Source organism: Nocardioides alkalitolerans (genome assembly GCA_038184435.1).
Classification (GTDB): Bacteria; Actinomycetota; Actinomycetes; order Propionibacteriales; family Nocardioidaceae; genus Nocardioides; species Nocardioides alkalitolerans_A.
Window position 1 is genome coordinate 512,737 of record CP116227.1, and the last position, 23,105, is coordinate 535,841.

Annotated in this window: 21 protein-coding genes and 1 tRNA gene; 14 read left to right on the forward strand and 8 right to left on the reverse strand. The window is 73.4% G+C overall.

The features are described from left to right. Positions 1 to 227 precede the first annotated feature (227 nt). Both PIR53_02490 and PIR53_02495 read left to right on the forward strand, forming a co-directional pair. Complete coding sequence (locus PIR53_02490) at positions 228 to 1,286, forward strand: PHP domain-containing protein (protein ID WZH52872.1); 1,059 nt, start codon at positions 228 to 230, stop codon at positions 1,284 to 1,286. A gap of 17 nt (positions 1,287 to 1,303) precedes the next feature. Next, positions 1,304 to 1,918 (forward strand): M48 family metallopeptidase, encoded by a 615-nt coding sequence (locus PIR53_02495; protein WZH52873.1) that lies wholly within the window; start codon positions 1,304 to 1,306, stop codon positions 1,916 to 1,918. On the opposite strand, the gene PIR53_02500 is transcribed toward PIR53_02495, so the two are convergent. Both PIR53_02500 and PIR53_02505 read right to left on the reverse strand, forming a co-directional pair. Beyond that, positions 1,819 to 2,478, reverse strand: coding sequence for an NUDIX domain-containing protein (locus tag PIR53_02500; GenBank protein ID WZH52874.1), 660 nt, complete (start codon positions 2,476 to 2,478; stop codon positions 1,819 to 1,821). The genes PIR53_02495 and PIR53_02500 overlap by 100 nt on opposite strands. After that, positions 2,475 to 3,887, reverse strand: a complete 1,413-nt coding sequence (locus PIR53_02505) for a zinc-dependent metalloprotease (GenBank protein ID WZH52875.1) — start codon at positions 3,885 to 3,887, stop codon at positions 2,475 to 2,477. Before PIR53_02505 ends, PIR53_02500 begins: the two co-directional genes overlap by 4 nt. Before the next feature lie 58 nt (positions 3,888 to 3,945). Between PIR53_02505 and PIR53_02510 the strand changes: the two genes are divergently transcribed. The 7 genes from PIR53_02510 (at position 3,946) to PIR53_02540 (ending at position 10,959) form a co-directional block, all read left to right on the forward strand. Further along, positions 3,946 to 4,410, forward strand: a complete 465-nt coding sequence (locus PIR53_02510; GenBank protein ID WZH54389.1) for a molybdenum cofactor biosynthesis protein MoaE — start codon at positions 3,946 to 3,948, stop codon at positions 4,408 to 4,410. A 61-nt stretch (positions 4,411 to 4,471) separates the two neighbouring features. Continuing rightward, positions 4,472 to 4,693 (forward strand): hypothetical protein, encoded by a 222-nt coding sequence (locus PIR53_02515; protein ID WZH52876.1) that lies wholly within the window; start codon positions 4,472 to 4,474, stop codon positions 4,691 to 4,693. Between the two features lie 47 nt (positions 4,694 to 4,740). Further along, positions 4,741 to 5,811: a PDZ domain-containing protein gene (locus PIR53_02520; GenBank protein ID WZH52877.1), complete on the forward strand. Its 1,071-nt coding sequence runs from the start codon at positions 4,741 to 4,743 to the stop codon at positions 5,809 to 5,811. Next, the gene (locus PIR53_02525; protein ID WZH52878.1) at positions 5,808 to 6,452 is read left to right on the forward strand and encodes a PPA1309 family protein; all 645 of its coding nucleotides are present in this window, start codon (positions 5,808 to 5,810) and stop codon (positions 6,450 to 6,452) included. Before PIR53_02520 ends, PIR53_02525 begins: the two co-directional genes overlap by 4 nt. Further along, complete coding sequence (locus PIR53_02530) at positions 6,449 to 9,478, forward strand: UPF0182 family protein (GenBank protein WZH52879.1); 3,030 nt, start codon at positions 6,449 to 6,451, stop codon at positions 9,476 to 9,478. The genes PIR53_02525 and PIR53_02530 overlap by 4 nt, the downstream gene beginning before the upstream one ends. A 102-nt stretch (positions 9,479 to 9,580) precedes the next feature. Continuing rightward, positions 9,581 to 9,654 (forward strand) — tRNA-Met (locus PIR53_02535). A 204-nt stretch (positions 9,655 to 9,858) separates the two neighbouring features. Beyond that, a complete protein-coding gene (locus tag PIR53_02540; GenBank protein ID WZH52880.1) occupies positions 9,859 to 10,959 on the forward strand; it encodes an alpha/beta hydrolase in 1,101 nt (366 codons plus the stop codon). Positions 10,960 to 10,983: 24 nt separating this feature from the next. Here PIR53_02540 and PIR53_02545 read toward each other — a convergent pair whose 3' ends face one another. The 4 genes from PIR53_02545 to PIR53_02560 are packed head-to-tail and all read right to left on the reverse strand — an operon-like array spanning position 10,984 to position 15,352. Then, entirely contained in the window at positions 10,984 to 11,445 is a 462-nt protein-coding gene (locus PIR53_02545; protein ID WZH52881.1) for a PPOX class F420-dependent oxidoreductase, read from the reverse strand. A 52-nt stretch (positions 11,446 to 11,497) separates the two neighbouring features. Continuing rightward, positions 11,498 to 12,784: a Fic family protein gene (locus tag PIR53_02550; protein ID WZH52882.1), complete on the reverse strand. Its 1,287-nt coding sequence runs from the start codon at positions 12,782 to 12,784 to the stop codon at positions 11,498 to 11,500. A gap of 41 nt (positions 12,785 to 12,825) precedes the next feature. Then, on the reverse strand, positions 12,826 to 13,674 hold the full coding sequence (locus tag PIR53_02555) for a hypothetical protein (GenBank protein ID WZH52883.1): 849 nt from the start codon (positions 13,672 to 13,674) through the stop codon (positions 12,826 to 12,828). A gap of 49 nt (positions 13,675 to 13,723) precedes the next feature. Then, entirely contained in the window at positions 13,724 to 15,352 is a 1,629-nt protein-coding gene (locus tag PIR53_02560) for an acyl-CoA dehydrogenase family protein (protein WZH52884.1), read from the reverse strand. 77 nt (positions 15,353 to 15,429) lie between these two features. On the opposite strand from PIR53_02560, the gene PIR53_02565 reads away from it, so the two are divergent. Further along, a complete protein-coding gene (locus PIR53_02565; GenBank protein WZH52885.1) occupies positions 15,430 to 16,149 on the forward strand; it encodes a PaaX domain-containing protein, C- domain protein in 720 nt (239 codons plus the stop codon). A gap of 18 nt (positions 16,150 to 16,167) precedes the next feature. Here the strand turns inward: PIR53_02565 and PIR53_02570 are convergent, their stop codons facing one another. After that, positions 16,168 to 18,327: a prolyl oligopeptidase family serine peptidase gene (locus PIR53_02570; GenBank protein ID WZH52886.1), complete on the reverse strand. Its 2,160-nt coding sequence runs from the start codon at positions 18,325 to 18,327 to the stop codon at positions 16,168 to 16,170. A 121-nt stretch (positions 18,328 to 18,448) separates the two neighbouring features. Here PIR53_02570 and PIR53_02575 point away from each other — a divergent pair, with 121 nt between their 5' ends. After that, positions 18,449 to 19,168: a M50 family metallopeptidase gene (locus PIR53_02575; protein WZH52887.1), complete on the forward strand. Its 720-nt coding sequence runs from the start codon at positions 18,449 to 18,451 to the stop codon at positions 19,166 to 19,168. Between the two features lie 28 nt (positions 19,169 to 19,196). After that, the gene (locus tag PIR53_02580) at positions 19,197 to 19,598 is read left to right on the forward strand and encodes a DUF5709 domain-containing protein (GenBank protein WZH52888.1); all 402 of its coding nucleotides are present in this window, start codon (positions 19,197 to 19,199) and stop codon (positions 19,596 to 19,598) included. Positions 19,599 to 19,659: 61 nt separating this feature from the next. Here PIR53_02580 and PIR53_02585 read toward each other — a convergent pair whose 3' ends face one another. Continuing rightward, on the reverse strand, positions 19,660 to 21,288 hold the full coding sequence (locus PIR53_02585) for a hypothetical protein (GenBank protein WZH52889.1): 1,629 nt from the start codon (positions 21,286 to 21,288) through the stop codon (positions 19,660 to 19,662). 232 nt (positions 21,289 to 21,520) lie between these two features. Between PIR53_02585 and PIR53_02590 the strand changes: the two genes are divergently transcribed. Next, a complete protein-coding gene (locus tag PIR53_02590; protein WZH52890.1) occupies positions 21,521 to 22,039 on the forward strand; it encodes a DUF6318 family protein in 519 nt (172 codons plus the stop codon). A gap of 167 nt (positions 22,040 to 22,206) precedes the next feature. Beyond that, positions 22,207 to 22,842 carry a PKD domain-containing protein gene (locus PIR53_02595; GenBank protein WZH52891.1) on the forward strand — a complete coding sequence of 212 codons (636 nt, stop codon included), beginning with the start codon at positions 22,207 to 22,209 and terminating at the stop codon, positions 22,840 to 22,842. The last annotated feature ends 263 nt before the right edge of the window (positions 22,843 to 23,105 follow it).

Consider the following 23,105-nt stretch of genomic DNA (forward strand, 5'->3'; position numbering starts at 1 on the left):
AGCGAGACCCCCGGTGCCCGCGCCACCGGCCTTCCCCTTGCCTGTGGCACGAGCGCCCGGGGGCCTCGTCGCCCGCAACGCTAGGGGGTGCGGGAGCCGCGGTCAACGTCCCGTCCACAGGAGCTGCCGGCGGTCTTGTCCACCGCTGTGGATGAACCTGTGGACGACGTGTGGAACGGTGTGTGGAGATCCGTCAGGATCGGTGGACGAGCTGGGGAGGAACGAGCATGACGGACGCGTACGACGCGGGTCCGGTCGCTGCGCTGCGTCGCATCGCCTTCCTGCTGGAGCGGGCCCGGGAGGACACCTACAAGGTGAAGGCCTACCGCGCCGCCGCGGGAGCCGTGCTGCAGCTGGGCGACGAGGAGCTCGCGCGCCGGGTGGCCGCGGGCACGCTCACGGAGCTGCCGGGCATCGGCGCCAGCACCGCGGCGGTGGTGACCGAGGCGGCGCACGGCCGGCTGCCGCAGCGCCTCGGTGACCTGGAGCGTCGCCTCGGCGGCCCGCAGACGTCGGGCGGTCACGCGCTGCGCGCAGCGCTCCGCGGGGACCTGCACGCGCACTCCGACTGGTCGGACGGCGGCTCACCGATCGAGGAGATGGCGATGACCGCGATGGAGCTCGGTCACGACTACCTGGTGCTCACCGACCACTCCCCGCGGCTCAAGGTCGCCAACGGGCTGAGCGCCTCCCGGCTGGCGCGACAGCTCGAGGTGGTGGACGCCGTGAACGAGCACCTCGGCGCGGCCGCCTCCGGCGCCGCCGACGGCTTCCGGCTGCTCAAGGGGATCGAGGTCGACATCCTCGACGACGGTGGACTCGACCAGACCGACGAGCTGCTGGCGCAGCTCGACCTGCGGGTGGCGAGCGTGCACTCGAAGCTCCGGATGGACAGCCGGCCCATGACGCGTCGCATGGTCGCCGCGGTGCGCAACCCGTTCGTCAACGTGCTGGGCCACTGCACCGGGCGTCTGGTCACCGGAGGGCGGGGCACGCGACCGCCCTCGACGTTCGACGCCGAGGAGGTGTTCGCGGCGTGCGCCGAGAACGACGTGGCGGTCGAGATCAACGCGCGCCCCGAGCGTCGCGACCCGCCGACGGCGTTGCTGGAGCTCGCACGCGACCTCGGCTGCCTGTTCTCGATCGACTCCGACGCCCACGCCCCGGGGCAGCTCGACCTGCAGGTCCACGGGTGCGAGCGCGCCGAGGCCGCGGGGATCGATCCCGACCGCATCGTCAACACGTGGTCGCGCGATCGCCTGATCTCCTGGGCGCGACCCCGCTGAGGCGCTAGCGTCGGCCCATGGAGCGCGGGGCGCGGGACGGCGGGGCCGGGGAGACGGCTGCCGGGAAGGCCCCTGCCCCCGAGGTGGAGGTACGGCGCTCGCGTCGTCGCCGACGCACCGTCTCGGCCTACCGGCAGGACGGCCGCGTGATCGTGCTCGTGCCCGCATCCCTCTCCGCCCGCGAGGTCGACCGCTGGGTCGAGGAGATGGTCGGGCGGCTCGACCGGGCCGACGAGCGGCGGCGGCCGACCGAGGACGCGCTCATGGCGCGGGCCGCGCGGCTGAGCGACCGCTACCTGGGTGGACTCGCCCAGCCGACCTCGGTGCGGTGGGTCGAGAACCAGAACTCGCGCTGGGGCTCCTGCACCCCCGCTGACGGCACGATCCGGCTCTCGACGCGGCTGCGGGGCATGCCCGCCTGGGTGGTGGACTACGTGCTGGTGCACGAGCTCGCCCACCTGCTGGTGCCCGGCCACGACGCGGACTTCTGGGCCTGGGTGGCCCACTACCCGCAGTCCGAGCGGGCGCGCGGCTACCTGCTCGGCTGGTCGGCCGCGAGCAACGTGGAGCCCCCGGAGGAGCCCGACGACGCCGACGACACCGACGGGCCTGCGGCGACGGACGTCGACTGAGCGAGACGGGCGCGCGCCAGCGCGACGGCCTCGACCAGCTCCGGCTCGGGCTCGGGCAGCGCGTCGACGGGCCACCAGCGCACGTCCAGCGACTCCTCGCTGACCGCGGGGTCGACCCGCGCGTCGGCAACCACGAGGTAGCGGACGTCCAGGTGGTGCACGACCTCCCCGTCGCCGAGCCCGTCGGGTCGGCAGAACGGCACCGGGTGGGGCGACAGCTGCACGGGCGACGCGTCGATGCGGAGTCGACCGGCGGCGATGCCGGACTCCTCCACGGCCTCGCGGTAGGCCGCACCCGCGAGCGTCGCGTCGGTCTCCTCGCAGTGACCGCCCAGCTGGAACCACAGGCCCGCCTTGGCGTGCAGGGTGAGCAGCACGTGCTCGCCCGCGGCGTCCAGCACCACGGCGCTCGCCGTCAGGTGGTCGGGCACGCTCCTCCGGAGCACCCCGTCGGCGTGGGCGTCGAGGTGCGCGACGTACCGGCGGCGCAGCCGCTCCTGCTCGTCGTCGGGCGCGCGCCAGCCGGCGAGGGCCGCGCGCGCGTCGGCGTGGAGGCTCACGCCTCGTCGTCGGGCGACTCGGGTGACCCGGGCGCCCCGGGCCCGTCGGAGGAGCCGTCGCCCTTCTCGCCGCCGTCGAGCAGGTCGCGGAGGGCGGCGTCGAAGTCCTCGTCGCTGCTCGTGCCGAGCTCGTCGGTGGTCAGCGCGTCCTCGCGGAAGCCCAGCGGGTCGTCGAGGTCGGCGGCGGTGGGCAGGAGGTGCGGGTGCATCCAGACACCGTCGCGCCCCTCGGCGCCCTGGCGCTGACGGAGGGAACCCCACAGGGTCGAGGCGTCACGGAGACGGCGCGGACGCAGCTCGAGCCCGACGAGGGTCGCGAACGTCTGCTCCGCCGGGCCGCCGCTGGCACGACGCCGGCGGACGGCCTCGGCGAGCTTGGCCGCCGACGGCATGCGGTCGGCCGTGGCCTGGCCGACGACCTCGTCGACCCAGCCCTCGACGAGGGCCAGGGTCACCTCGAGGCGCTCGAGCGCCGCCTTCTGCGCGGGGGAGGCCTCGATCTCGAACAGCCCGCCCTCCATCGCCTGCTGGAGATCGGCGAGGTTGGACGGGTCGATGTTGCCGAGCTGGCCCTGCAGCCGCTCCTGGATGGCGCCCATGTCGATGTCGATGCCCCGCGCGTAGTCGGCGACCGCGCCGACCAGGTGGTCGCGCAGCCACGGCACGTGCGCGAACAGCCGCTGGTGGGCCGCCTCGCGCAGCGCGAGGTAGAGCAGCACGTCACCGGCGGGCACGTCGAGGCCCTCGGCGAAGGCGGCGATGTTGGCCGGCACGAGCGCGGCCTTGCCCGTCGGGCCGAGGGGGAGGCCGATGTCGGAGGCGCTCAGCACCTCGCCGGCGAGGCCGCCGACACCCTGGCCGATCTGGGACGCCAGCATGGCGCCGGTCGCGCGGCCCATCATCTCGACGAGCGGGCCGCCCATGGCCTTGGCCTGCTCGGGGAGCGCGTCGCCGATGGAGCCGACGGCCTGCGCCGCCATCGGCTCGACCAGCACCTTCCAGACGTCGATCGTGCCGACGACCCACTCGGCGCGGCTCCAGGCGGCGGTCGAGGTGACGCCGCTGGAGAAGTCCGTGGTGGCGTCGAGCCACAGGTCGGCGAGGCGCACCGCGTCGTCCACCGCGGCCGCCTGGGCGGTGGTCGTCGACGGGTCGGCGGAGGCCGCGACCTGCTTGCGGGCGATGTCGGTCGCCAGGTTCCAGTTCAGCGGCCCGTCGTGGGGCTGCATGAAGGCCTGCATCTGCTGCATGATCGCGGACAGGTCGGGGATGCCGCCGGCGCCGCCCGCGCCGCCGAGGAGCCCTCCGAGCCCGCCGGCGGAGAAGATCTGCTCGAACGGGGTGCCGCGGAAGGGGTTCTGGTCGTCGCCGGGCTGGTCGCCGTGGGGGTCTCCGGGCTTGTCGTTCATGGCTCCCACGGTACTCGTCGCCGCACAGCCGACGCCCCGTCCCACGAGGATCGCTAGCATCGGGTCGGTGACCACTCCTGCCGCGACCGGCGCGACCCCGGGCGACGTCGTCCGCCTCGTCGGCGTGCGCGACACCGCGCTGTCGGTCGACGAGGTGCTGGCGGCTCTCGACCATCCCGCGGCCGGCGGGGTGGACCTCTTCATCGGGCGCGTGCGCGACCACGACGGCGGCCAGGAGGTGGGCGCCCTCGACTACACGGCGCACCCCGGAGCCCTCGCCGCCCTCCACGACGTCTGCGCTGAGGTGGCCGCCGAGTTCGACGTGAAGGCGCTCGCCGTCGTCCACCGCACGGGAGCGCTCGAGGTGGGCGACCTCGCCGTCGTGCTCGGCACCGCGGCGGCGCACCGCGGGGTCGCCTTCGACGCCACCCGCGCGCTCATCGACCGGCTCAAGGCCCGGGTGCCGATCTGGAAGCACCAGCGCTACGCCGACGGCTCCGACTCCTGGGTCGGCACGCCCTGACCGTCCCGCCGGTACGGCGCGGGTACGCCGCGGGCGCCGCACCGCGGCGTACGCTCCCGGCGTGGAGATCCTGCTCTGGCTCGTGCCCCCGGCGGTGGTGACCGTCGTCGCCATGGTCTGGGTGTCGTGGCTGGGACGGGAGCGCGCGGCGCCCGACCGTCACGAGCAGGTACGCCGCATCGGGACCGCCCTCGAGCAGCCGCCCCGCGCGGGCTACGCCGTGCCGCCGTCGCGCCGCGACCGCAGCACGGGGGTCGCCGTCCGTCGCCCCGGCGCGGACTGATCGGACCGGCCGCCCGGACCCTTGCGGTCATTTGAGAGGCTTGGTCCATGAACCAGCGGACCCTGGCGGGCATCGTCGCCGTGCCGCTGGTGGTCGCGCTCTGGGCGGCCGCGTTCTTCCTGCCCGCTCCGTTCGTGACCTACTACCCGGGCCAGACCGCCGACCTGATCGGCGACGAGGACGGGGCGACGATCACGGTGGAGGACCACGAGGTCTACCCGCCGACCGCGGGGGAGCTGCGGATGACGACGGCGAGCATCACCCGCCCGGAGACCAAACTGACGCTTGCGGAGGCCCTCCTGGCCTGGCGCGACCCGGATGCGTCGGTGCGCCCCTACGACACGGTCTACAGCGAGGACGAGGACGACGAGACGTCCGCCCAGCAGTCGGCGCTGCAGATGACGGGCTCGGTCGACGTGTCCATCGCGGTGGCGCTGGAGGCGCTCGACATCGAGGTGACGTCCACCGTGCAGGTCGGGGCGGTCGAGGACGGGTTCCCCGCCGCCGGCGTGCTGCAGCCCGGGGACGTCCTCCGCTCGGTCGACGGCGAGGAGCTGACCGATCCCGCCCAGCTGGGCGAGATCGTCCGGCGTGCCGGCGTCGGTGCGCAGCTCGACATGAGCGTCGAGCGGGACGGCACCGAGCGGGAGGTCCAGGTCGCGTCGGTCGCAGACGAGGACGACCGCACCGGAGAGACGGTGGCCCGCATCGGCATCACGCCCCTCCAGGGCTTCGAGTTCCCGTTCCCGGTGACGCTGACGCCGCCGCCCGGCATCGGCGGCTCGAGCGCCGGCACGATGTTCGCACTCGCGGTCTACGACTACCTGACGCCCGGCAACCTGACGGGCGGTCTCGACGTGGCGGGCACCGGCACCATCTCGTTCGCGGGCGACGTCGGCCAGATCGGTGGCATCCAGCAGAAGATCCCCGGCGCCCGGGACGCGGGCGCCGACGTCTTCCTCGTGCCCGCCCCCAACTGCGGCGAGGCGCTCCAAGCCGCCCGCGGCTCGATGCGCATCGTCGCGATCGACACCTTCGACCGGGCGGTCTCGACGGTCGAGGCGCTCGCCCAGGACCCCGACGCCGATGTGCTGACCTGCGAGGACGTGGTGGGATGACCAGCTTCGACCCGAACGATCCGGTGGACCCCCGCGCGTTCGACGCCGTCGTGGGCAGCGAGCGGAGCGCCGACCTCGACGCCGGGCTCGACACCGACCCCGCGCTCGCGGCCGCCGTGCTCGAGCTCGAGACCCACGCCGCGAGCGAGGGGTGGGGCCAGCCCGCTCGGCTCTACGCGCTGGTCGACACGGCGCTGCTCGCCGCGCAGGCCCCCGGCCTCGCTGCCGCCATGGGCCTCGACGAGGACGACGCCGCCGGGTCGTTGACGCCGGTCGAGCAGGACGAGCTGCCCGGTGACGTGTCCTTCGAGTCGGCCGTCGCCGAGATCGCCTGGCCGTCGCAGGTCGCCGGGTGCGCGGCGACGCTCGAGCGGCTCGTGCTGCCCCCCGAGGTCGACGCCGAGATCCCCGCCGACCCGACCGAGGCGGCGGAGTTCGCGCGGTCCCACCCGCTCCGCCAGGAGGTCCGCATGGTCGTCGGCGTGACGCGCGCCGGCGCGGCGTACTGCGCCCTCCGCATGCGGTCGCACGACGACGAGCACTCCGTGGTCGGAGGCACCGACCTGGTGCCGGGCCTCGTCCAGCTGCTGTCCACCACCTTCGACGACACCACCTTCGACGACGAGGAGCAAGACACGTGAGCGAGCTGTTCGACCCGGGACCCCGACGACCAGGACGCGGGTCCGGTGGTCGGCCCGCCCCGTCGGGGCGCTCCCGGGCCCTCCTCATCACGGCCATCGTCATCGTCGCGCTGCTGGTGCTGCTCGCCGGCTTCTCGACGTTCTGGACCGAGCGGCTCTGGTACGACTCGATCGGCTACTCGTCCGTCTTCTCGACGCTCGTGTGGACGCGCATCGGCCTGTTCGCGCTCTTCGGCGTGCTCATGGCCGGCATCGTCTCGCTCAACATGTACCTGGCGTACCGGTTCCGCCCGACCTTCCGGCCACCGACGGGGGAGCAGACGAGCCTCGACCGCTACCGCGAGGCCGTCACGCCGGTCCGCCGGTGGCTGCTCGCCATCATCGGCGCGCTCATGGGCGTGTTCGCCGGCACCTCGGCGTCGGGGCAGTGGCGTGACTACCAGCTCTGGCGCAACGCGCAGGACTTCGGCCGGGACGACCCGTTCTTCGGCAAGGACCTCGGGTTCTACGTCTTCGAGCTTCCGTGGCTCCACTTCCTCGTGGACTTCACCATGGCCGCGCTCGTCGTAGCGATCATGGGTGCCGTCGTCGTGCACTACCTGTACGGCGGGGTCCGCCTGCAGGCGGCGCGCGACAAGTTGTCGAGCCCCGCGCAGATCCAGCTCTCGATCCTCGTCGGCCTGCTCGTGCTGGTGAAGGGCGTCGACTACTTCCTCGACCGCTACGACCTGCTCTCGGCGACCGGCGGCTACATCGACGGCATGGGCTACACCGACGAGAACGCCGTGCTCCCGGCGAAGAACATCCTCATGGGCATCGCCGTGATCTGCGCCGTGCTGTTCTTCCTCAACGTGTGGCGCCGCACGTGGATGCTGCCGACGGTGGGCCTCGGCCTGCTCGTGCTCTCCTCGATCCTGCTCGGCATGATCTGGCCGGCCATCATGGAGCGCTTCCAGGTGCTGCCGACCCAGGCCGACAAGGAGGCGCCGTACATCGAGAAGCACCTCGCGGCGACGAAGGACGCGTTCGACATCGCGGACGTGCAGATCGACGACTTCGACGCGCAGACCGACCTCACGGACACCACCGAGGAGACGCGCAGCCGGCTGGCGGCGACCGTCGCCAACTCCGGCGGCGTCCGTCTCGTCGACCCGGCGGTCGTGCCCCAGACGTTCCAGCAGCTCCAGCAGGTGCGCGGCTACTACACGGTGCCGGAGGTGCTGGACGTCGACACCTACGAGATCGACGGCATCGAGCGCGACGTCGTGCTCGGCGTGCGTGAGCTCAACCAGCAGGGCATCTCGGAGAGCAGCCAGAACTGGGCCAACCTCCACACCGTCTACACCCACGGCTACGGCGTCATCGCGGCGTACGGCAACCAGAAGGCGGCCGACAACCGCACCATCCAGGCGCAGACCCCCGCCTGGGCGGAGCGCGAGCTCCCGCCGCAGGGCGACCTGACGACGCTGTCCGGTGAGGACGGTTACGAGGGCCGGATCTACTTCGGCGAGAACAGCCCGTCCTACTCCATCGTGGGCAAGGCCAGCGAGGGCGCGAACGACGTCGAGCTCGACCTTCCGCGCGGCGACGACGGCAGCACCACCACGACGTACGACGGCGCGGACGGCGTGCCGGTGGGTGGGCTGTTCAACAAGCTGCTCTACGCCGTGAAGTTCGGCGAGCCCAACATCGTCCTGTCGGGCCGCGTCAACGAGAACTCGAAGATCCTCTACGACCGTGAGCCGCAGCGCCGCGTCGAGAAGGCCGCGCCGTGGCTGACGGTCGACAACGACGCGCTGCCGGCCGTCGTCGACGGCCGCGTGGTGTGGATCGTCGACGGCTACACCACGACGGACCGGTTCCCGCTGTCCAACAGCGAGTCGTTCGATGAGATGACCGACGACTCGCTCGCCGACAACAACCCGTTCCAGACGGTGCCCACGGACGAGATCAACTACATCCGCAACGCGGTCAAGGCCACCGTGGACGCCTACGACGGCACCGTCACGCTCTACGCCTGGGACGAGGAGGACCCCATGCTCAAGGCGTGGATGGGTGCCTTCCCCGGCACGGTCAAGGACCGCAGCGAGATCCCCGACGCGCTGCTCGACCACATGCGGTACCCCGAGGACATGTTCAAGGTGCAGCGCTACCAGCTGGCCTCCTACCACGTGGACGACGCCAACGACTTCTACGAGGGCAACGACCGCTGGGAGGTCCCGGCCGACCCCAACGACGCGTCGAGCCTCCAGCCGGCCTACCGCCTGTCGGTGCCCTCGGACGACCCGCTCGTGCCCGACACCTTCTCGCTGACGAGCGTGTACACGCCGGCCAACCGCCAGAACCTGGCGGCGTTCCTCCAAGTCAACGGCGATGCCTCGTCGGAGGACTACGGCGAGTTCCGCGCCCGTCGCCTGAGCTCGCAGAGCCAGGTGTCGGGACCTGGGCAGATCGCGAACCAGATCCAGTCGGACGAGGACGTGACGGACGCGCTGCTGCCGTACTCGCGGAACGACATCAGCACCATCTACGGCAACCTCATCACGTTGCCGGTGGGGCAGAGCCTGCTCTACGTGCAGCCCCTGTACTCCATCCGCACCGAGGGCAGCGGCAACTACCCGGTGCTGCGCTTCGTCGCCGTCTCCTTCGGTGACGACCGCGTCGGCATCGGCCAGACGCTGGCCCAGGCGCTGGCGGACGTGCTCGACGTCGGCCCCATCGACGAGCCGGTCGAGACGCCGGACGGAGAGGGCCAGGGCGGCGAGGGCGAGGAGCCGACCGAGCCGACGGGTTCGCTGGAGGAGCAGATCCGCGACGCCCTCGCCGATGCGGACGCCGCTTTCACCGAGGCCGATGCCGCGCTCGCCGAGGGTGACCTCGGAACGTACGGCGACAAGGTCGCCGAGGGTCAGGCGCTCGTCGAGACGGCGCTCGAGCTGGCCCAGGGCCTGCCCGGCGGCGGCGCGGACACCGGCGATGCCGGCGACGGCGCGACGGACGAGCCCACGACGGAGTCGACCGAGTAGGTCGCTGACCTGCGACAACACCCCGATCGGGGCTGGGTGACCTGGTTCACCCGGCCCCGATTTGGCGTCTGGAGGCGTTCCGCGTAATGTTCTGTTCACCGACGCGGGGTGGAGCAGCTCGGTAGCTCGCTGGGCTCATAACCCAGAGGTCGCAGGTTCAAATCCTGCCCCCGCTACAAAGGAACGGCCCCCGATCTCTGGATCGGGGGCCGTTCGTCATTCCCCCCTCCTATCGGCCCAGGGGCTCCTCCCTCGACACGGGGACGTCATGCGCCGCGGTGGCCCAGGGCACCGAACCGCATGACGTCCCGGGTGGGGGCAGGAGCCGTCTGCGTCACACTCCCGCGACCACTTGTTACCCGCGGGTCATAATCCTCGGCATGCTCGACGGTCACGCCCTCCTCGCCCGCTCCCGCGTCGTACGTTCCGCGGCCCGCAACGCCTGGGCCGTGTCGTGGCTCGGGCCCGGTGTCGAGCGGCCCCGGCCCCACCCCAGCGAGGTCGTGCACGACGCGCCCCACGCGCAGCTGCGTCGCTTCACCTCGTCGACCCCGCCCACCGGGCGGCCCGTGCTCCTGGTGCCCCCGCTGGCCGTGCCCGCGACGTGCTGGGACCTGCGGCCGGGGCAGAGCCTCGCGGCGTACCTGGCGGAGGGGGACGGCCAGCAGGACCGCGCGGCACGTCCGACGTACGTCGTCGACTACGGCGACATCACCTTCGCCGACCGCCAGCTCGGGTTCGAGGACTTCGCGTGCCGCATCGTCCCCGACGCCGTACGGCGCGTGTCGGCCCTCCACGACGGTGCTCCGGTGCACCTCGTGGGCTGGTCGCTCGGCGGCACGATCTCGCTGTTGGCCGGGGCGGCGCAGCCCGAGCTGCCGATCGCGTCGATCACGGCGCTGGGCACGCCGATCGACTACGGGCTCAACGCGTCGGCGCGGCCGCTGCGGTGGCTCGACGAGCGCCTCGGGTCACGCGTCATGACCGCCCCGACCGCGCTGCTGGGGGGAGTGCCCGCGCCCCTGGTGCAGCTCGTCTACCGCGGGCTCGCGCCCACGCGCGAGCTGAAGAAGCCCTGGTTCCTGCTGACGAACCTCGCCGACACGGAGACGCTCGCGCGCAGCGAGGCCATCGACCAGTTCATGGCGGCCATGCCCGGGTACCCCGGGCGGCTCTACCACCAGATGCACACCCGGCTGATCGTGCGACGCGAGCTCGCGACCGGCACGGTGCACCTCGGCCGCGGCGTCGTCGTCGAGCTCGACCGCCTGGTCGCCCCCGTGACGCTCGTCGGCTCCACCACCGACGCCGTCGCGTCGGCCGCGGCCGTCGAGGCCGGGACGCGGTCGTTCCCGTCGGCGGCGACGATGAGGTACGTCGAGGTGACCGGCTTCAGCCACCTCGGCCTGGTCGCGGGCAGCGCCGCACGTCACCACACGTGGCCGGCCGTCGTCGCCCAGCTGGAGGCGGCCGACGACTGACGCCGGTCCCGCTCCGGGGCCGCCTCAGGCCAGGCGCGCCGGGAAGCCGCCGGTCGCCACGGGACCCCACTGGGTCGGCGTGATCCGGATGAGGGACTTGCCCTGGTCGAGCATCGCCTGGCGGTACTCGTCCCAGTCGGGATGCTCGCCCGCGATGTTGCGGAAGTACTCGACGAACGCGTCGAGCGCCTCGGGCACGTCCAGCACCTCGGCGTCGCCGTCGACCTGCACCCAGGGGCCGTCCCAGTCGTCGGAGAGCACGACGACGCTGGCACGGGCGCGTCGCCGGACGTTCGTCGTCTTCGCGCGCTCCGGGTAGGTGGCGATGAGGATCGAGCCGTCGTCGCCCAGGCCGCCCGTGACGGGCGAGGCCTGCGGCGTACCGTCGGCGCGCTCCGTCAGCAGCACCATCCGGTGCCGGGGACGCACGAAGTCGAGCAGCTCGTCGCGCTCGACGCGCTCGGACGTGGCGATGGTGCGGGCCATGGGGTCTCCTCCTGCCGGGGGTGGGGTCGCCCCGATCCTGCCAGCGGGGCGGTCAGTGCCCCAGCCACGGACGCGCCCACACCGGCCCGCCCTCGTTGCCGGGGTCGCCGGCGTCGCGACGGCTCAGCGCCTCGATGCGGGAGCTGAGGTCGCGCACCTCGTCGAGCACGAGGTGGGCGCCCCAGACGCGGTCGCTGCGCTTCGGGGTGAGGGGGGCGACCACGTCACCGCGCCGCAGGCGGTCGAGGAGCGCGTCGGTCGCGGCGGCCTCGAGGGCGAGCCGGTCGCCGAGGGCGGGGGTGGTGATGATCGGCTCGGCCATGAGCACCCGGAGGGCGGCGGAGTCGGGGGTGCCGGGCTCGGGGTGCCCGAGCGCCTCGGCCCAGTCGTCGTGCACCAGCTGCAGGTTGGTGACCGTGCGGCGCGCCTCGTGGGTCGCCCACATGGTCGCCGAGGCGAGCAGCCCGATGATCGTGGCCGCGTTGCCGGTGCGGTAGTCGCCGAGGGCGTCGAAGTAGCGCTCGCGGTGGGCCGTCAGCCCCGAGGCGATCGGCACGGTGAGGCGACGGGTGACCTCGCGCCGTCGCAGCACCGCGTGGATGAGGGTGCGGCCGATGCGACCGTTGCCGTCGACGAACGGGTGGATGGACTCGAACTGCGCGTGCACGATCGCCGCCTGGGCCAGCGGCAGCACGTCGTCGCGGTTGGCGAAGGCCACGAGGTCGGCGAGGTAGGGCTCCACCGTCTCCGGGGGCGGCGGCACGAAGAGCGCGTTGCGGGGCGAGTAGTCGGACCCGCCGATCCAGTTCTGGCGGGTGCGCACCCGTCCGGCGCCGGGGCCGAGGTCGGGGTGTTGCCGGAACAGGGCGTGGTGGCCGCGCAGGATCGCCTCCAGCGTCAGCTCCCCGGTGGCACCGGTCGTCGTGATGATCCCGGCCAGCGCCTCGGTGGCCGCCGCCATCGACACGGCGGAGGCGTTGGCCCGCTGACCGGCCAGCGCGCGCCCGTAGTCGGACAGGCTCGCCTCGATGTTCTCGATCTTGCTCGACGCGATGGACTCCGTGCGCAGCAACAGCTGGTTGAGCGCACCGAGGCTGCGGCCGTGCACCTGGTCGAGCCGCACCAGACCGTCCCCGGCCTGGGCGAGGTGGGTGCGCAGGGCGCGGGACGGCTCGTAGGCCACCTCCGCGATCCGCGGCGGCAACCGCACGTCGATCGCCCGCACCGCGCGGTCCGCGCGCGGACCGCGGCCGGACGACGAGCGCCACGGGCGGCGCTCCGTGCCGTGCTCCGGCCAGTCGGTGCCGGTGTCCGTCGGGGCTGCGCCGGTCGAGGTCACGGGATCGATCCTCCCACCTGGGTGCGCCGCGGGGGAGGCCCTCAGGACCGGAGGGCGGCGAGGGCCCGGTCGCGCAGCGGGGGCGGGAAGGTGGCCAGCTGCTCCTCGACGTCGAGACCGAGGTCCTGCGCCTCGGCGAACAGCTCGCCGGCCATCGCCGGGTCGGGCGCAGTGCCCTCGCCGGTCAGCACCATCACGCCCGCGGTGAACGCGGCACCGGCGTGCCCGTGCTCGGCGGCCCGCACGTAGAGCTCGAGGGCCCGCGCGGCGTCGAGGGGGACCCCGCGCCCGGTGGCGTGGCTGGCGGCCAGGTTGTAGAGCGCCCGGGGGTGGTCCTTCTCGGCCGCGGCACGCAGGTGGCGCAGCGACCGCTCCTCGTCGACGGGCACGCCCTGTCCGGTGCCGAACAGCACCGAGAGCTCGAAGTCCGCGGCCGCGTGACCGCGCGCGGCGGCCGCCTCGTGGTCGGCCACCGCCGCCGCGCCGTCGCGGGCGAAGCCGAACCCGTTGAACCGCATCCAGCCGCGCAGCAGGTGGGCGGTGCCGTCGGGATCGTCCTGCGCCAGCGTGTCCACCCGCGCGGCGGCCGCGTCGGCGAGGCCGTCGAGGCGCTCGAAGTAGGCGTGCTGGACCCAGACGAGGGCCCCCTCGCGGGACCCGGCGGCGTCGGCGCGACGGTACGCCTCGAGCATGACGTCGAAGGCGTCCGGCGGGAGCAGGCCGATGAGGTGGTCGGACCGCGCGAACGCGCCGCGCAGGCCGTTGCCGGCGCCCAGCAGCCGCTCCGCGCTGCTGGTGGGGTCGTCGAGCGCGGCGCGGGCCTCGTCGTACGACGGGCTGCCGGACTGGCGCGTGGGGTCGGAGGGGGGCTCGGGACGGTGGTCGGACATGGCCGTCACCCTGACCCTCGTGGCGCGCGCGAAACCTCCGCGCCCCGTCTCAGGCGCCCGACGCGGCGCGCTCCAGGATCGGGTCGAGGTCGAGGCCCGCGGGCAGGGTGCCGAAGGCGTGACCCCAGTCGCCCGCCAGCCGCGTCGCGCAGAACGCGTCGGCGACGGCCGTCGGGGCGTGCCGCACGAGCTGGCTGCCCTGGAACACGAGCGCGAGCTGCTCGACGACGCGCCGGGCGCGCAGCTCGATGTCGTCGAACGAGGTCAGCTCCTTCTTCAGGCGGGCCAGCGCCTCGTCGTACCGGCGGTCGGCGCCGACGGCCAGGTCCGCCTCCGCGAAGAACGCGTCGACCGTGTGCGGCTCGCGCGCCATGGCGCGCAGCGCGTCGAGCGCGGCGACGTTGCCGGAGCCCTCCCAGATCGACAGCAGCGGCAGCTCGCGGTAGATCCGCGCCAGGTCGAAGTCCTCGACGTACCCGTTGCCGCCCAGGCACTCCAGGGCCTCGCCCGCGGCCATCGGCGCGCGCTTGCACACGGCGTACTTCGTCACCGCCAGCGCCAGCCGCCGCAGGGCGGACTCGCCCTCGTCACCCCGTACGGCGCGGTCGTTCGCCCCCGCGAGCCGCAGCATCGCCGTGGTCGCCGCCTCCGACTCGATCGTCAGGTCGGCCAGCACGTTGCGCATGAGCGGCTGGTCGAGGAGCGCCTTGCCGAACGCGCGGCGGTGACGGGCGTGGTGGGTCGCGAGCACGAGGGCGGTGCGCATGCCGCTCGCCGAGCCGATCACGCAGTCGAGGCGGGTCATGTTGACCATCTCGACGATGGTGCGCACGCCCGCGCCCTCCTCGCCGACGAGCCAACCGGTGGCGTGGTCGTACTCGATCTCGCTCGACGCGTTCGACCTGTTGCCGAGCTTGTCCTTGAGACGCATGAAGCGGATCGGGTTGCGCTCGCCGCCGGGCAGCACGCGGGGCAGCGCGAAGCAGGAGAGGCCGCCCGGTGCCTGGGCGAGGGTGAGGAAGAAGTCGGACATCGGGGCCGACGTGAACCACTTGTGGCCCACGACCTCGTAGGTGCCGTCCGGACGCGGCGTCGCCGTCGTCGTGTTGGCCCGGACGTCGGAGCCACCCTGCTTCTCGGTCATCGACATGCCGGCGACGAGGCCGCGCTTGGTGGCGGGGTCGCGGAGGCCGGGGTCGTACTCCCGGCTGGTCAGCAGCGGCTCGAACCGCGCGGCGAGGTCGGGGGCGTGGCGGAGGGCCGGCACCGCGGCGTACGTCATCGAGACCGGGCAGCCGTGGCCGGCGTCGACCGACCAGACCATGAACTTCGCGGCGCGCGCGACGTGGGCGCCGGGTCGGTCGTCCGCCCACGGGGCCGCGTGCAGGCCGTGGGTCACGGCGGTCTCCATGAGGCGGTGGTACGCCGGCACGTACTCGACCTCGTCGACCCGGTGCCCGTAGCGGTCGTGCGTGTGGAGCCGCGGCGGCACGCGCTCGGCCAGCCGGCCCCACTCGCGGGCCTCGGCGGTGCCCGCGAGACGTCCGAGCTCGTGGATCTCGTCCAGTGCCCAGGCGGCGCCCTCGCGCTCGAGGCCCTCGAGGAGGGCGGGGTCGTGCGCGGTGTCGTGGCCCTCGAGGGGCGGTGCCTGGTTGAGCACCTCGTGCGTCGTGGTCATGGCTGCTCCTCGGGTTGCCGGATGCTGCGATGTTACGCACCGGACGACGATTGTGTCGAGAGATGTAATGCAGCACGATGGCGCCCGTGGTCGACCTCCCCCTCCTCAGCGCCCGCTCGGTGGCGGTCAGCGTGCTCCTCGGCGCCCACCCCGCCCGCCTGACCGCCGCGCAGCTCGTCGCCACCGGCGAGCACGTCGGGGTGCCCGCGGCCACCATGCGGGTCGCGCTGACCCGCGCGGTCGCCGCCGGGGACCTCGTGCGCGACGACGGCACCTACCTCCTCGGCGAGCGCCACGTCGCCCGGCGGGCACGCCAGGACGAGGCCGTCGCCGACAGCGAGCGTGACTGGGACGGCGCCTGGGAGACCGCGGTCGTCGTGGCCGGGGGGCGACCCGGGCCTGCCCGGGTCGCCCTGCGCGACGAGCTCCGGGGACTGCGGCTCGCCGAGCTCCGGGAGGGCGTGTGGATGCGCCCGGCGAACCTCACGCGCCCCGGCCCGGTGGCCGAGCCCGACCTGCTGGAGACGATGGCCAGCCGGCCCGACGACCCCGCCCGGATCGTCGCGCGGCTCTGGGACCTCGCGGGGTGGGCGGCGCAGGGGGACGAGCTCGCGGCGTACGTCGCCGAGGCGCCGACGCCCGCCCACCGGCTGGCCGGAGCGGCGGCCCTGGTGCGCCACATCGGCACCGACCCGCTCCTGCCGCCCCCGCTCCGCCCGCCCGGGTGGCCGGGGGAGCGGCTGCGGGCGGTCTACGCGGCGTACGTCGCCGAGCTCGCCGCCCGCGCCCTGGGCTGAGCGCTCGAGGGTGCGTCCTCAGCCGAGGTGCGCCGGGCGCTCCCATCCCTCGCCCAGCACGTGCTGGGCCAGGAACGCGAGGACCGTCTCGTACCAGACGACGGCGTGCTGGGGCTTGAGCACCCAGTGGTTCTCGTCGGGGAAGTAGAGGTAGCGGTGGGGCATCACGCCGTGCTCGTCGGCGTGGTGCTGCGCGAGCTCGGCCCACAGACGGTTGCCCTCGCCGATCGGGACCCGGTAGTCGCGGTCGCCGTGGATGACGAGCAGCGGCGTCGAGATGCGCTCGACGAACTGGTGGGGGGAGTTCGCGGCCAGGCCCGCGTCGTCGAAGATCTCGTCCCAGTAGTAGGCGCCGTCGGTCGTGCCGCGGAACTGGTCGAGCGCCCACAGGCTGGCGTGGGTGACGATGGCGCGGAAGCGGTCGGTGTGGCCGGCGACCCAGTTCGCCATGTAGCCGCCGAAGGAGCCACCCATCGCGGCCGTGCGTCCCTCGTCGATCTCCGGGCGGGCCACGACCGCGTCCGTGATCGCCATCAGGTCGGTGTAGGGCGCACCGCCCCAGGCGTTCCAGCCCCGCGCGATGAACTCGAGGCCGTAGCCCGTGGACAGGGCCGGGTCGGGCAGCAGCACCGCGTAGCCGCGCGCCACCAGCAGCTGCGCGCACCACCGCCAGCTCCACGCGTTCCAGCTGTTGAGCGGGCCGCCGTGGATCCACAGGAGCAGGGGGGCGGGCGAGTCCGCGGAGGCGTCGGGCGGGGTGAGGAGCCACCCGCGCACCCGCGACCCGTCCTCGGCGACGGTCTCCACGTCGGTCATGGTGCCGACCGGCGCGGGCGGCGGCGCGGGGGTGGCGAGCTCGGTGACGGTGCCGTCGGGCGCGACGTGGACCGGGTGGGGCGCGACCTGCCAGCTCGACCGCAGGGCGACGACCGAGCCGTCCGGGCCCACGTGGGCCTGCGTGTAGCCGTGGTCGTCGGTGGTGAGCGCGGTGACCTCGCCGCCGTCGAGCGGGACGCGGAAGATCCGTCCGCGACCGTCGTCGTCGGCGACGACCACCAGGGAGCGGTCGTCGGGAGCGAAGGCGACCTCGGTGGGCCACCGGTCCCAGCCGACCGCGACCTCGCGCGCCTCGCTGCCGTCGACGCGGGAGATCCACAGGTGCTGGTCGGCGGGCCCAGCGGGCGTGGAGAACGCGGACCGCACGTAGGCCACCCAGGCGCCGTCGTGGCTGACGACCGGGCCCTCGACGTAGGTCGACCGCTCGTCCACGAGCGTCGTGTGGGCGCCCGTGGCGACGTCGATCGCGACGAGCGCGAAGCGGTCGCCCCGACCCTGGCGGCGCCGGAGCGCGGCGAGCAGCGTGCGGCCGTCGGGCGTGAGGGCCACGCCCGCGGTGTCGGCGCTGCGGCCCGGGTGCGGCGTCAGGTCGGCGGGGCGGGGGAGGTGCGCCGGGTACGGCGTCGGCGCGCCCCCGGCGTTCCCGGCGTCCTGCGGGCTCCGGTCGGGGGCGGCGGGAGCCACGGTCTCCGGAGCGAGCGCCGCGAGGTCGAGGGCGAGGAGGTGCGGCTCGTCGGGGCCGAGGTCGTGGTCCCAGACCCGCACGGGGTAGTGCTCGTGGAGGATCGCCGCGACCTTCCGCTTCGCCCGCTCCTCCCGCAGCCGGGCGTCGTCCTCGAACGTGGTCGCCGAGGGCAGGAGGTCGGCCGCGAGGACGACCGTCTCGGACGCACGCGCCGTCGCGGCGATCGCGCCGACGCCACCCGCGAGGGCGGTCACGGGGCGGGCCTCGCCGCCGGCCGGGTCGACCGCCCACAGCTGCGTGAGCGGCTTGCCGTCCCGCTCCGGCCCTCCACCGCCGGTGCGGGACGAGGTGAACAGGAGGGTGCCGGCCCCGGTGAAGGCCGCGCCGGACTCGCCGGCCGTGCTGCGGGTGAGCCGCCGCGGAGTCCCACCGCCCGCGGCGTCGACCTCCCAGAGAGCGCGCTCGTACGCCGTGCGGTCCGCGTCGAGCGTCGCCACCGTCAGCACGACGCGGGAGCCGTCCGCCGACCGCGTCAGCGACTCCACGCGGGGGAGCGCGACGTAGTCGGCGAGGTCCGCGAACGGCGAGCCGGTCGGCGGCGGAGCGGGGGCCGCGGCGGAATCGTGGTCGTCATGAGCGTGGTCCGAGAAAGTCACCCTGCGCACGTTAGCCACGCCCACCGACACTCGACAGCGGCCGGGGGGTCACGATGGGGACACGACTGCTCGCCGGCCCGGGCCGCCTTCGGCGCATCGCCGGTTGGGCCATGCTGGGGGCGTGCCCGATCTCCTCGACCGCGTCCTGGGCGACGTCGTCACGCAACAGCCGGCGCTGGACCCCCGCCTCGTCGCGCTCACGGCCGGACTCGCCGTGGTGCTCGTCCTCCACCGCCCGCTCTGGCGTCGCGCCCGGCACCTCGTGACGATCGTGCACGAGGGCGGGCACGGCGTCGCCGCGTTGCTGAGCGGCCGGCGTCTGGCAGGGATCAGGCTGCACTCGGACACCTCCGGCCTCACCGTGTCGCGGGGACGGCCGCGCGGCCCGGGGATGATCGTGACCGCGTTCGGCGGATACGTCGCCCCCACCCTGCTCGGGCTGGTGGCTGCGTTCGTCGTCTCCCGCGGGTACGCCGTCGCGGGGCTGTGGACGGCGCTGCTGCTGCTCGCGCTGCTCCTCCTGCAGATCCGCAACTTCTTCGGGCTGTGGGCGGTGCTCGTCGCGGGGCTCGGCGTCTTCGCCGTCACCTGGTGGGCGAGCGGGCCGGTGCAGGTGGGGGCGACGTACGTCGTCACGTGGTTCCTGCTCCTGAGCGCGCCACGACCGGTGCTCGAGCTGCAGCAGCAACGTCGGCAGGGGCGAGCGCCCCACTCCGACGCCGACATGCTGGGTCGACTGACGCCGTTCCCGGGCGGGTTCTGGGTGGCGGTCTTCCTGCTGGTCACCGCGGGCGGTGCGGCCCTGGGAGCACTGCTGCTGTGGACGGCGGCGGACACGTGAGGTTGTGTCGCGTGCCTACCTTCACTCCATGAGTGAGGACCAGCTGCAGCCCCAGGACACGCTCGACGACCGCGGCGTCGACGACATCCTCGACGAGGGCATCTCGCCGCCGGAGCGCCTGCGCGGATCGAACCTGAAGGACGTCACCGCCGCCGGCGAGCTCGAGGGCGAGACGATCGACGAGCGCGTCGCGCAGGAGGAGCCGGACGTCTGGGACGGTCTCCAGGACGAGCTCGACGCCGACGTCGTCGACGGTCCGGTCGGCGGCGAGGTGGGGGCCGAGCGCACCGGCCGCCTCGTGGCGAGCGACGACGGCTCGGGGAACCTGCGTGAGGACGACCGCTTCGCCACCGACGGCGGCATCGACGGTGCCGGCGCCAGCGCCGAGGAGGCCGCCATGCACACCATCGAGGACGACCCGCAGGACTGAGGCCTCCGCGACGACGCCGCGTGCTCCCGGACCGGGGGCACGCGGCGTCGTCGTTCTCGGGTCAGTAGGCCTGGGCCACCGCGTCGAGGGTGTAGCGCACGTCGTCGTCGAGCGGCTCGCCGCCGCAGGCCCTCGCCGTGTCCTGGTTGCAGTCGACCCGGGACGAGGCGTTGGCGAACGAGACGTAGACGTTGCGCACCTGGCCGGGCTGGAACGCCAGGTACTGCGTCGTCGTGCCCGACTTCAGGCTGATCGCGCCGCGCTTGACCGTGCCGTTCGTGTACTGCACGACCACGAACGCCCCGGGAGACGTCGCCGCGGCGGGCGTCGAGAAGCGCAGGCGCAGGCGGTAGCGCTGGCTCGGCGCCGAGAAGCTCGGCTGGAACCGCACCGTGTACGTCGTCTGCTGCGGCACGGTGAAGCGTCGGGAGACCGGCGTCGTGCTCTTCGTGACCGCGTAGCCGGCGTTCACGGGGGCGGCCGTGTAGCTCGACCCCTCGTCGTAGAACGCGGCCGGGATCTGGTTGGCGGCTGCGAAGCCGGCCAGCTCACGACCGAACTCGGTGCGGGCGCCCGAGGCGTCGCGCAGGCCGTTGAGCACGGTGCGGAGCGCGTAGAGCGAGTGCTGGCCCGGGCTGCTCGTCGCCGAGGCCCGCTCCCACACGCTGCGGGCGATGTTGGCGCCGAAGCGCTCCTCCAGGTACTCGAAGAAGATCCAGTTGCCGTAGGAGTTGCCGGTCGCGTCGTCGAACAGGTCGAGCGGCACGAGGGGGCGGGCCAGCTGGCCGTCGCCCAGGTACTGCCGGTTGTCGTTGACGTCGGAGGCCCAGACCTCCTCCATCCAGGTCGCCGTCGCCTCGTAGAGCCAGGCGTCCTCGAACGCGTCGTACCCGAACTGGATCGCGTGGAAGATCTCGTGGACCGCCGTGACGCGCAGGTTGTCGATCGGCGCGGCCGGTCCGAACTCCGCGTAGTCGTTGTCGAGCACGCAGTAGGACGTCGCGCGGTAGTCCGACCCCGAGACGAAGGCCTCCGGGGCGCAGTACCCGTACACGCCCTGGCTGCCGAGGTCGGTCAGGTAGATGTCGAGCTTGGCGTTGCCGCCACGGGTGCCGTCGGACGGAGCAGCGCGGTAGCCGCGGCTGTTCACGAGGTAGGCGTACGCGTTCTTGGCCACCTGCGCGGTCTGGGAGGCCCACGCCGGTGTGGCGCCGATCTCCTCGTTCTGCGCGCGGTCCACGTAGTGCACGCAGATCCCGCCGGTGCAGCCCGACTTGACGGTCGAGCCGGCCGGGTAGCCGTCCCCACCGGGCTCGTTCGGCCCGTCGGCCGGGCGGGCCAGCAGGCGGTCGGCGGACGCGCGGTCGGCGCCCCGCAGCTTGGGCTTGGCGATCATGAGGTCGCGCAGCGCCAGGGTGGGCGACGCGGTGGTGCCGTCGGCCGCGACGGCGGGACCGTCGCCGGCGAGGAGGACCTCCGCACGCTCGAGCGCCTGCTGGGCCTGCTCGGGCGTGATGTCGTCGGGATCGGCGGGCAGCGAGAGCGGAGCCGGCGGGTCGGTCGGCTCGTCGAGCGCGACGACCGCGGCCGAGGACGGGGCCTCCGCTCGAGCGGCGCCACCGGGGAGCAACGTCGCTCCCAGCATGACGGCGACAGCGGCCACTCCGACGGGCCGCGCGAGATAACGCATAGGGATCCTCCCCCAGGACGAGCGTCCGCCCGGTGCGGACAGGCGACACCCTAGGGGTCCGCGGTGACAGTGCGCTGGGCTCCGGCAGAACCCGCGCACGTTCTCCACAGGTCGGCCGCGCGAGGGTGGTCGAGTAGGTCGTGGCTGTCCTAGATTGGGCGCGGTTGTCGACGCGATCGGGCGCGTCGACCCGGGCTCGTCGGAGGACCGCATGCAGGGCCGTGGAGGCAGGTTGGTCGGACTCGTCGTCGGTACGTCGCTGCTCGCGGCGTGCACCGGGGGCGGGGGTGGTGCGGAGGAGGGTGCGTCGGAGGCGCCGTCGTCGTCGCCGTCGTCGCCGGTGGTGTCGTCTTCGTCGGAGGCGGCGGTTCCGGTGTTGCCGGACGAGGCGCGGGGTGATGACGACGCGGCCGCCGTGGCGTTCGTGGAGCACTGGGTGGAGCTGGTGAACTACGCGATCGCGACGGGTGACACGGCGCCGGCGCGCGCTACATCGCCGGACTGCGAGGCGTGTGGCGTCCTCCTCGACTACATCGCGGGCTCAGAACGGCTTGGTGAGGGCTTCTGGACCCTGAGGGACCTGACCACACGCCCACCGAGCTCTGATGACCCGGCGCCGTCCCCGACCGTTGTCGCGGGACAGGTGAGTATTGAAGGCTCGAAACCCGACCCCTTCGGGGCCACGGCTCTAGGACTGACGACTTCGGACGATGGGTGGCGGGTGCAGTGGTTGTTGAACGAGCCCTACTGACCTTGGCCACGATGGCCCTGATCCTGCCGGACGCCGTCGCGAGCGAAGGCGGTGACGCCAGCGCCGGCGAGGGGGGCTTCGTCGTGTCCGGAGAGGTGCACGAGAGCCACAGCAGGTCGAATGACGGACGAGAATCGGACGCAGTGGCGCCGAGCGAGGCGCAGGTCATGGCTGCGCGGCAGTCCTACGTCGACGCCTCCATCTGCCTGCCCTCCTCGATCGCGGGCCTCACACTCGGCAACATCTGCGCCGGACGCACCGCCTGCGACGAGAACACCCTCGGCCGCTACCTCCAGAACCCCTACCTCGCCACCGGCACCGGACGCCCCACCAACTGCACCCCCACCCCCGGTGAGGACCCCGCCGCCGTCGTCAACGCCGCCGTCTACCAAGCCTTCCGCGAGGTACCGCTCCCCGAGACCGTGCTCCACATCCAACCCCCCGACGGCACCACCCTGGTCAACCTCGAGACCAACTTCTTCACCACCGCCGAACCCTTCACCACCACCATCACCGTCCTGGGCTACACCGTCGACCTCGACATCACCCCCACCAGCTACACCTGGGACTTCGGCGACGGCACCACCACGACCACCACCACCCCCGGCGCCCCCTACCCCCACCTCGACATCACCCACGTCTACACCCGCACCGGCACCTACCCCACCCGCCTCACCACCACCTGGTCCGCCGACTTCCGCGTCGCCGACCGCCCCTGGCAACGCGTCCAAGGCACCGTCGACATGACCAGCCCCACCCTCGACCTCCAGGTCCGCGAAGCCACCCCCGTCCTCACCGGATGACCACCCAGCAGAACCAGAACAGCCACCAACCACGAAAGGGTCACCAACGACACCCATCCCCACCGAAGCACCGTCGTTCGTGACCCTTTCCACCCAGCCCCACAGAGCCCCCACGGCCCCGCGGCCCAGGCCCAGCCCCGCCACACGAACTGTGCAGCTGGAGACCCATCCACCCCCTCTGGGACCCACCAACGTCCCAGTTTCGGGCTCCAACCGAGGTCCGCCGCCCGCCCCCGAGCCCGTCCGAGCCCCCGGCCGTCTGT

Coding starts and splice junctions, on each gene's coding strand:
- PIR53_02490 (WZH52872.1), top strand. CDS start 228: ATGACGGACGCGTACGACGCGGGTCCGGTCGCTGCGCTGCGTCGCATC.
- PIR53_02495 (WZH52873.1), top strand. CDS start 1,304: ATGGAGCGCGGGGCGCGGGACGGCGGGGCCGGGGAGACGGCTGCCGGG.
- PIR53_02505 (WZH52875.1), bottom strand. CDS start 3,887: ATGAACGACAAGCCCGGAGACCCCCACGGCGACCAGCCCGGCGACGAC.
- PIR53_02520 (WZH52877.1), top strand. CDS start 4,741: ATGAACCAGCGGACCCTGGCGGGCATCGTCGCCGTGCCGCTGGTGGTC.
- PIR53_02525 (WZH52878.1), top strand. CDS start 5,808: ATGACCAGCTTCGACCCGAACGATCCGGTGGACCCCCGCGCGTTCGAC.
- PIR53_02540 (WZH52880.1), top strand. CDS start 9,859: ATGCTCGACGGTCACGCCCTCCTCGCCCGCTCCCGCGTCGTACGTTCC.
- PIR53_02545 (WZH52881.1), bottom strand. CDS start 11,445: ATGGCCCGCACCATCGCCACGTCCGAGCGCGTCGAGCGCGACGAGCTG.
- PIR53_02555 (WZH52883.1), bottom strand. CDS start 13,674: ATGTCCGACCACCGTCCCGAGCCCCCCTCCGACCCCACGCGCCAGTCC.
- PIR53_02560 (WZH52884.1), bottom strand. CDS start 15,352: ATGACCACGACGCACGAGGTGCTCAACCAGGCACCGCCCCTCGAGGGC.
- PIR53_02565 (WZH52885.1), top strand. CDS start 15,430: ATGGCGCCCGTGGTCGACCTCCCCCTCCTCAGCGCCCGCTCGGTGGCG.
- PIR53_02580 (WZH52888.1), top strand. CDS start 19,197: ATGAGTGAGGACCAGCTGCAGCCCCAGGACACGCTCGACGACCGCGGC.
- PIR53_02585 (WZH52889.1), bottom strand. CDS start 21,288: ATGCGTTATCTCGCGCGGCCCGTCGGAGTGGCCGCTGTCGCCGTCATG.
- PIR53_02595 (WZH52891.1), top strand. CDS start 22,207: ATGGCTGCGCGGCAGTCCTACGTCGACGCCTCCATCTGCCTGCCCTCC.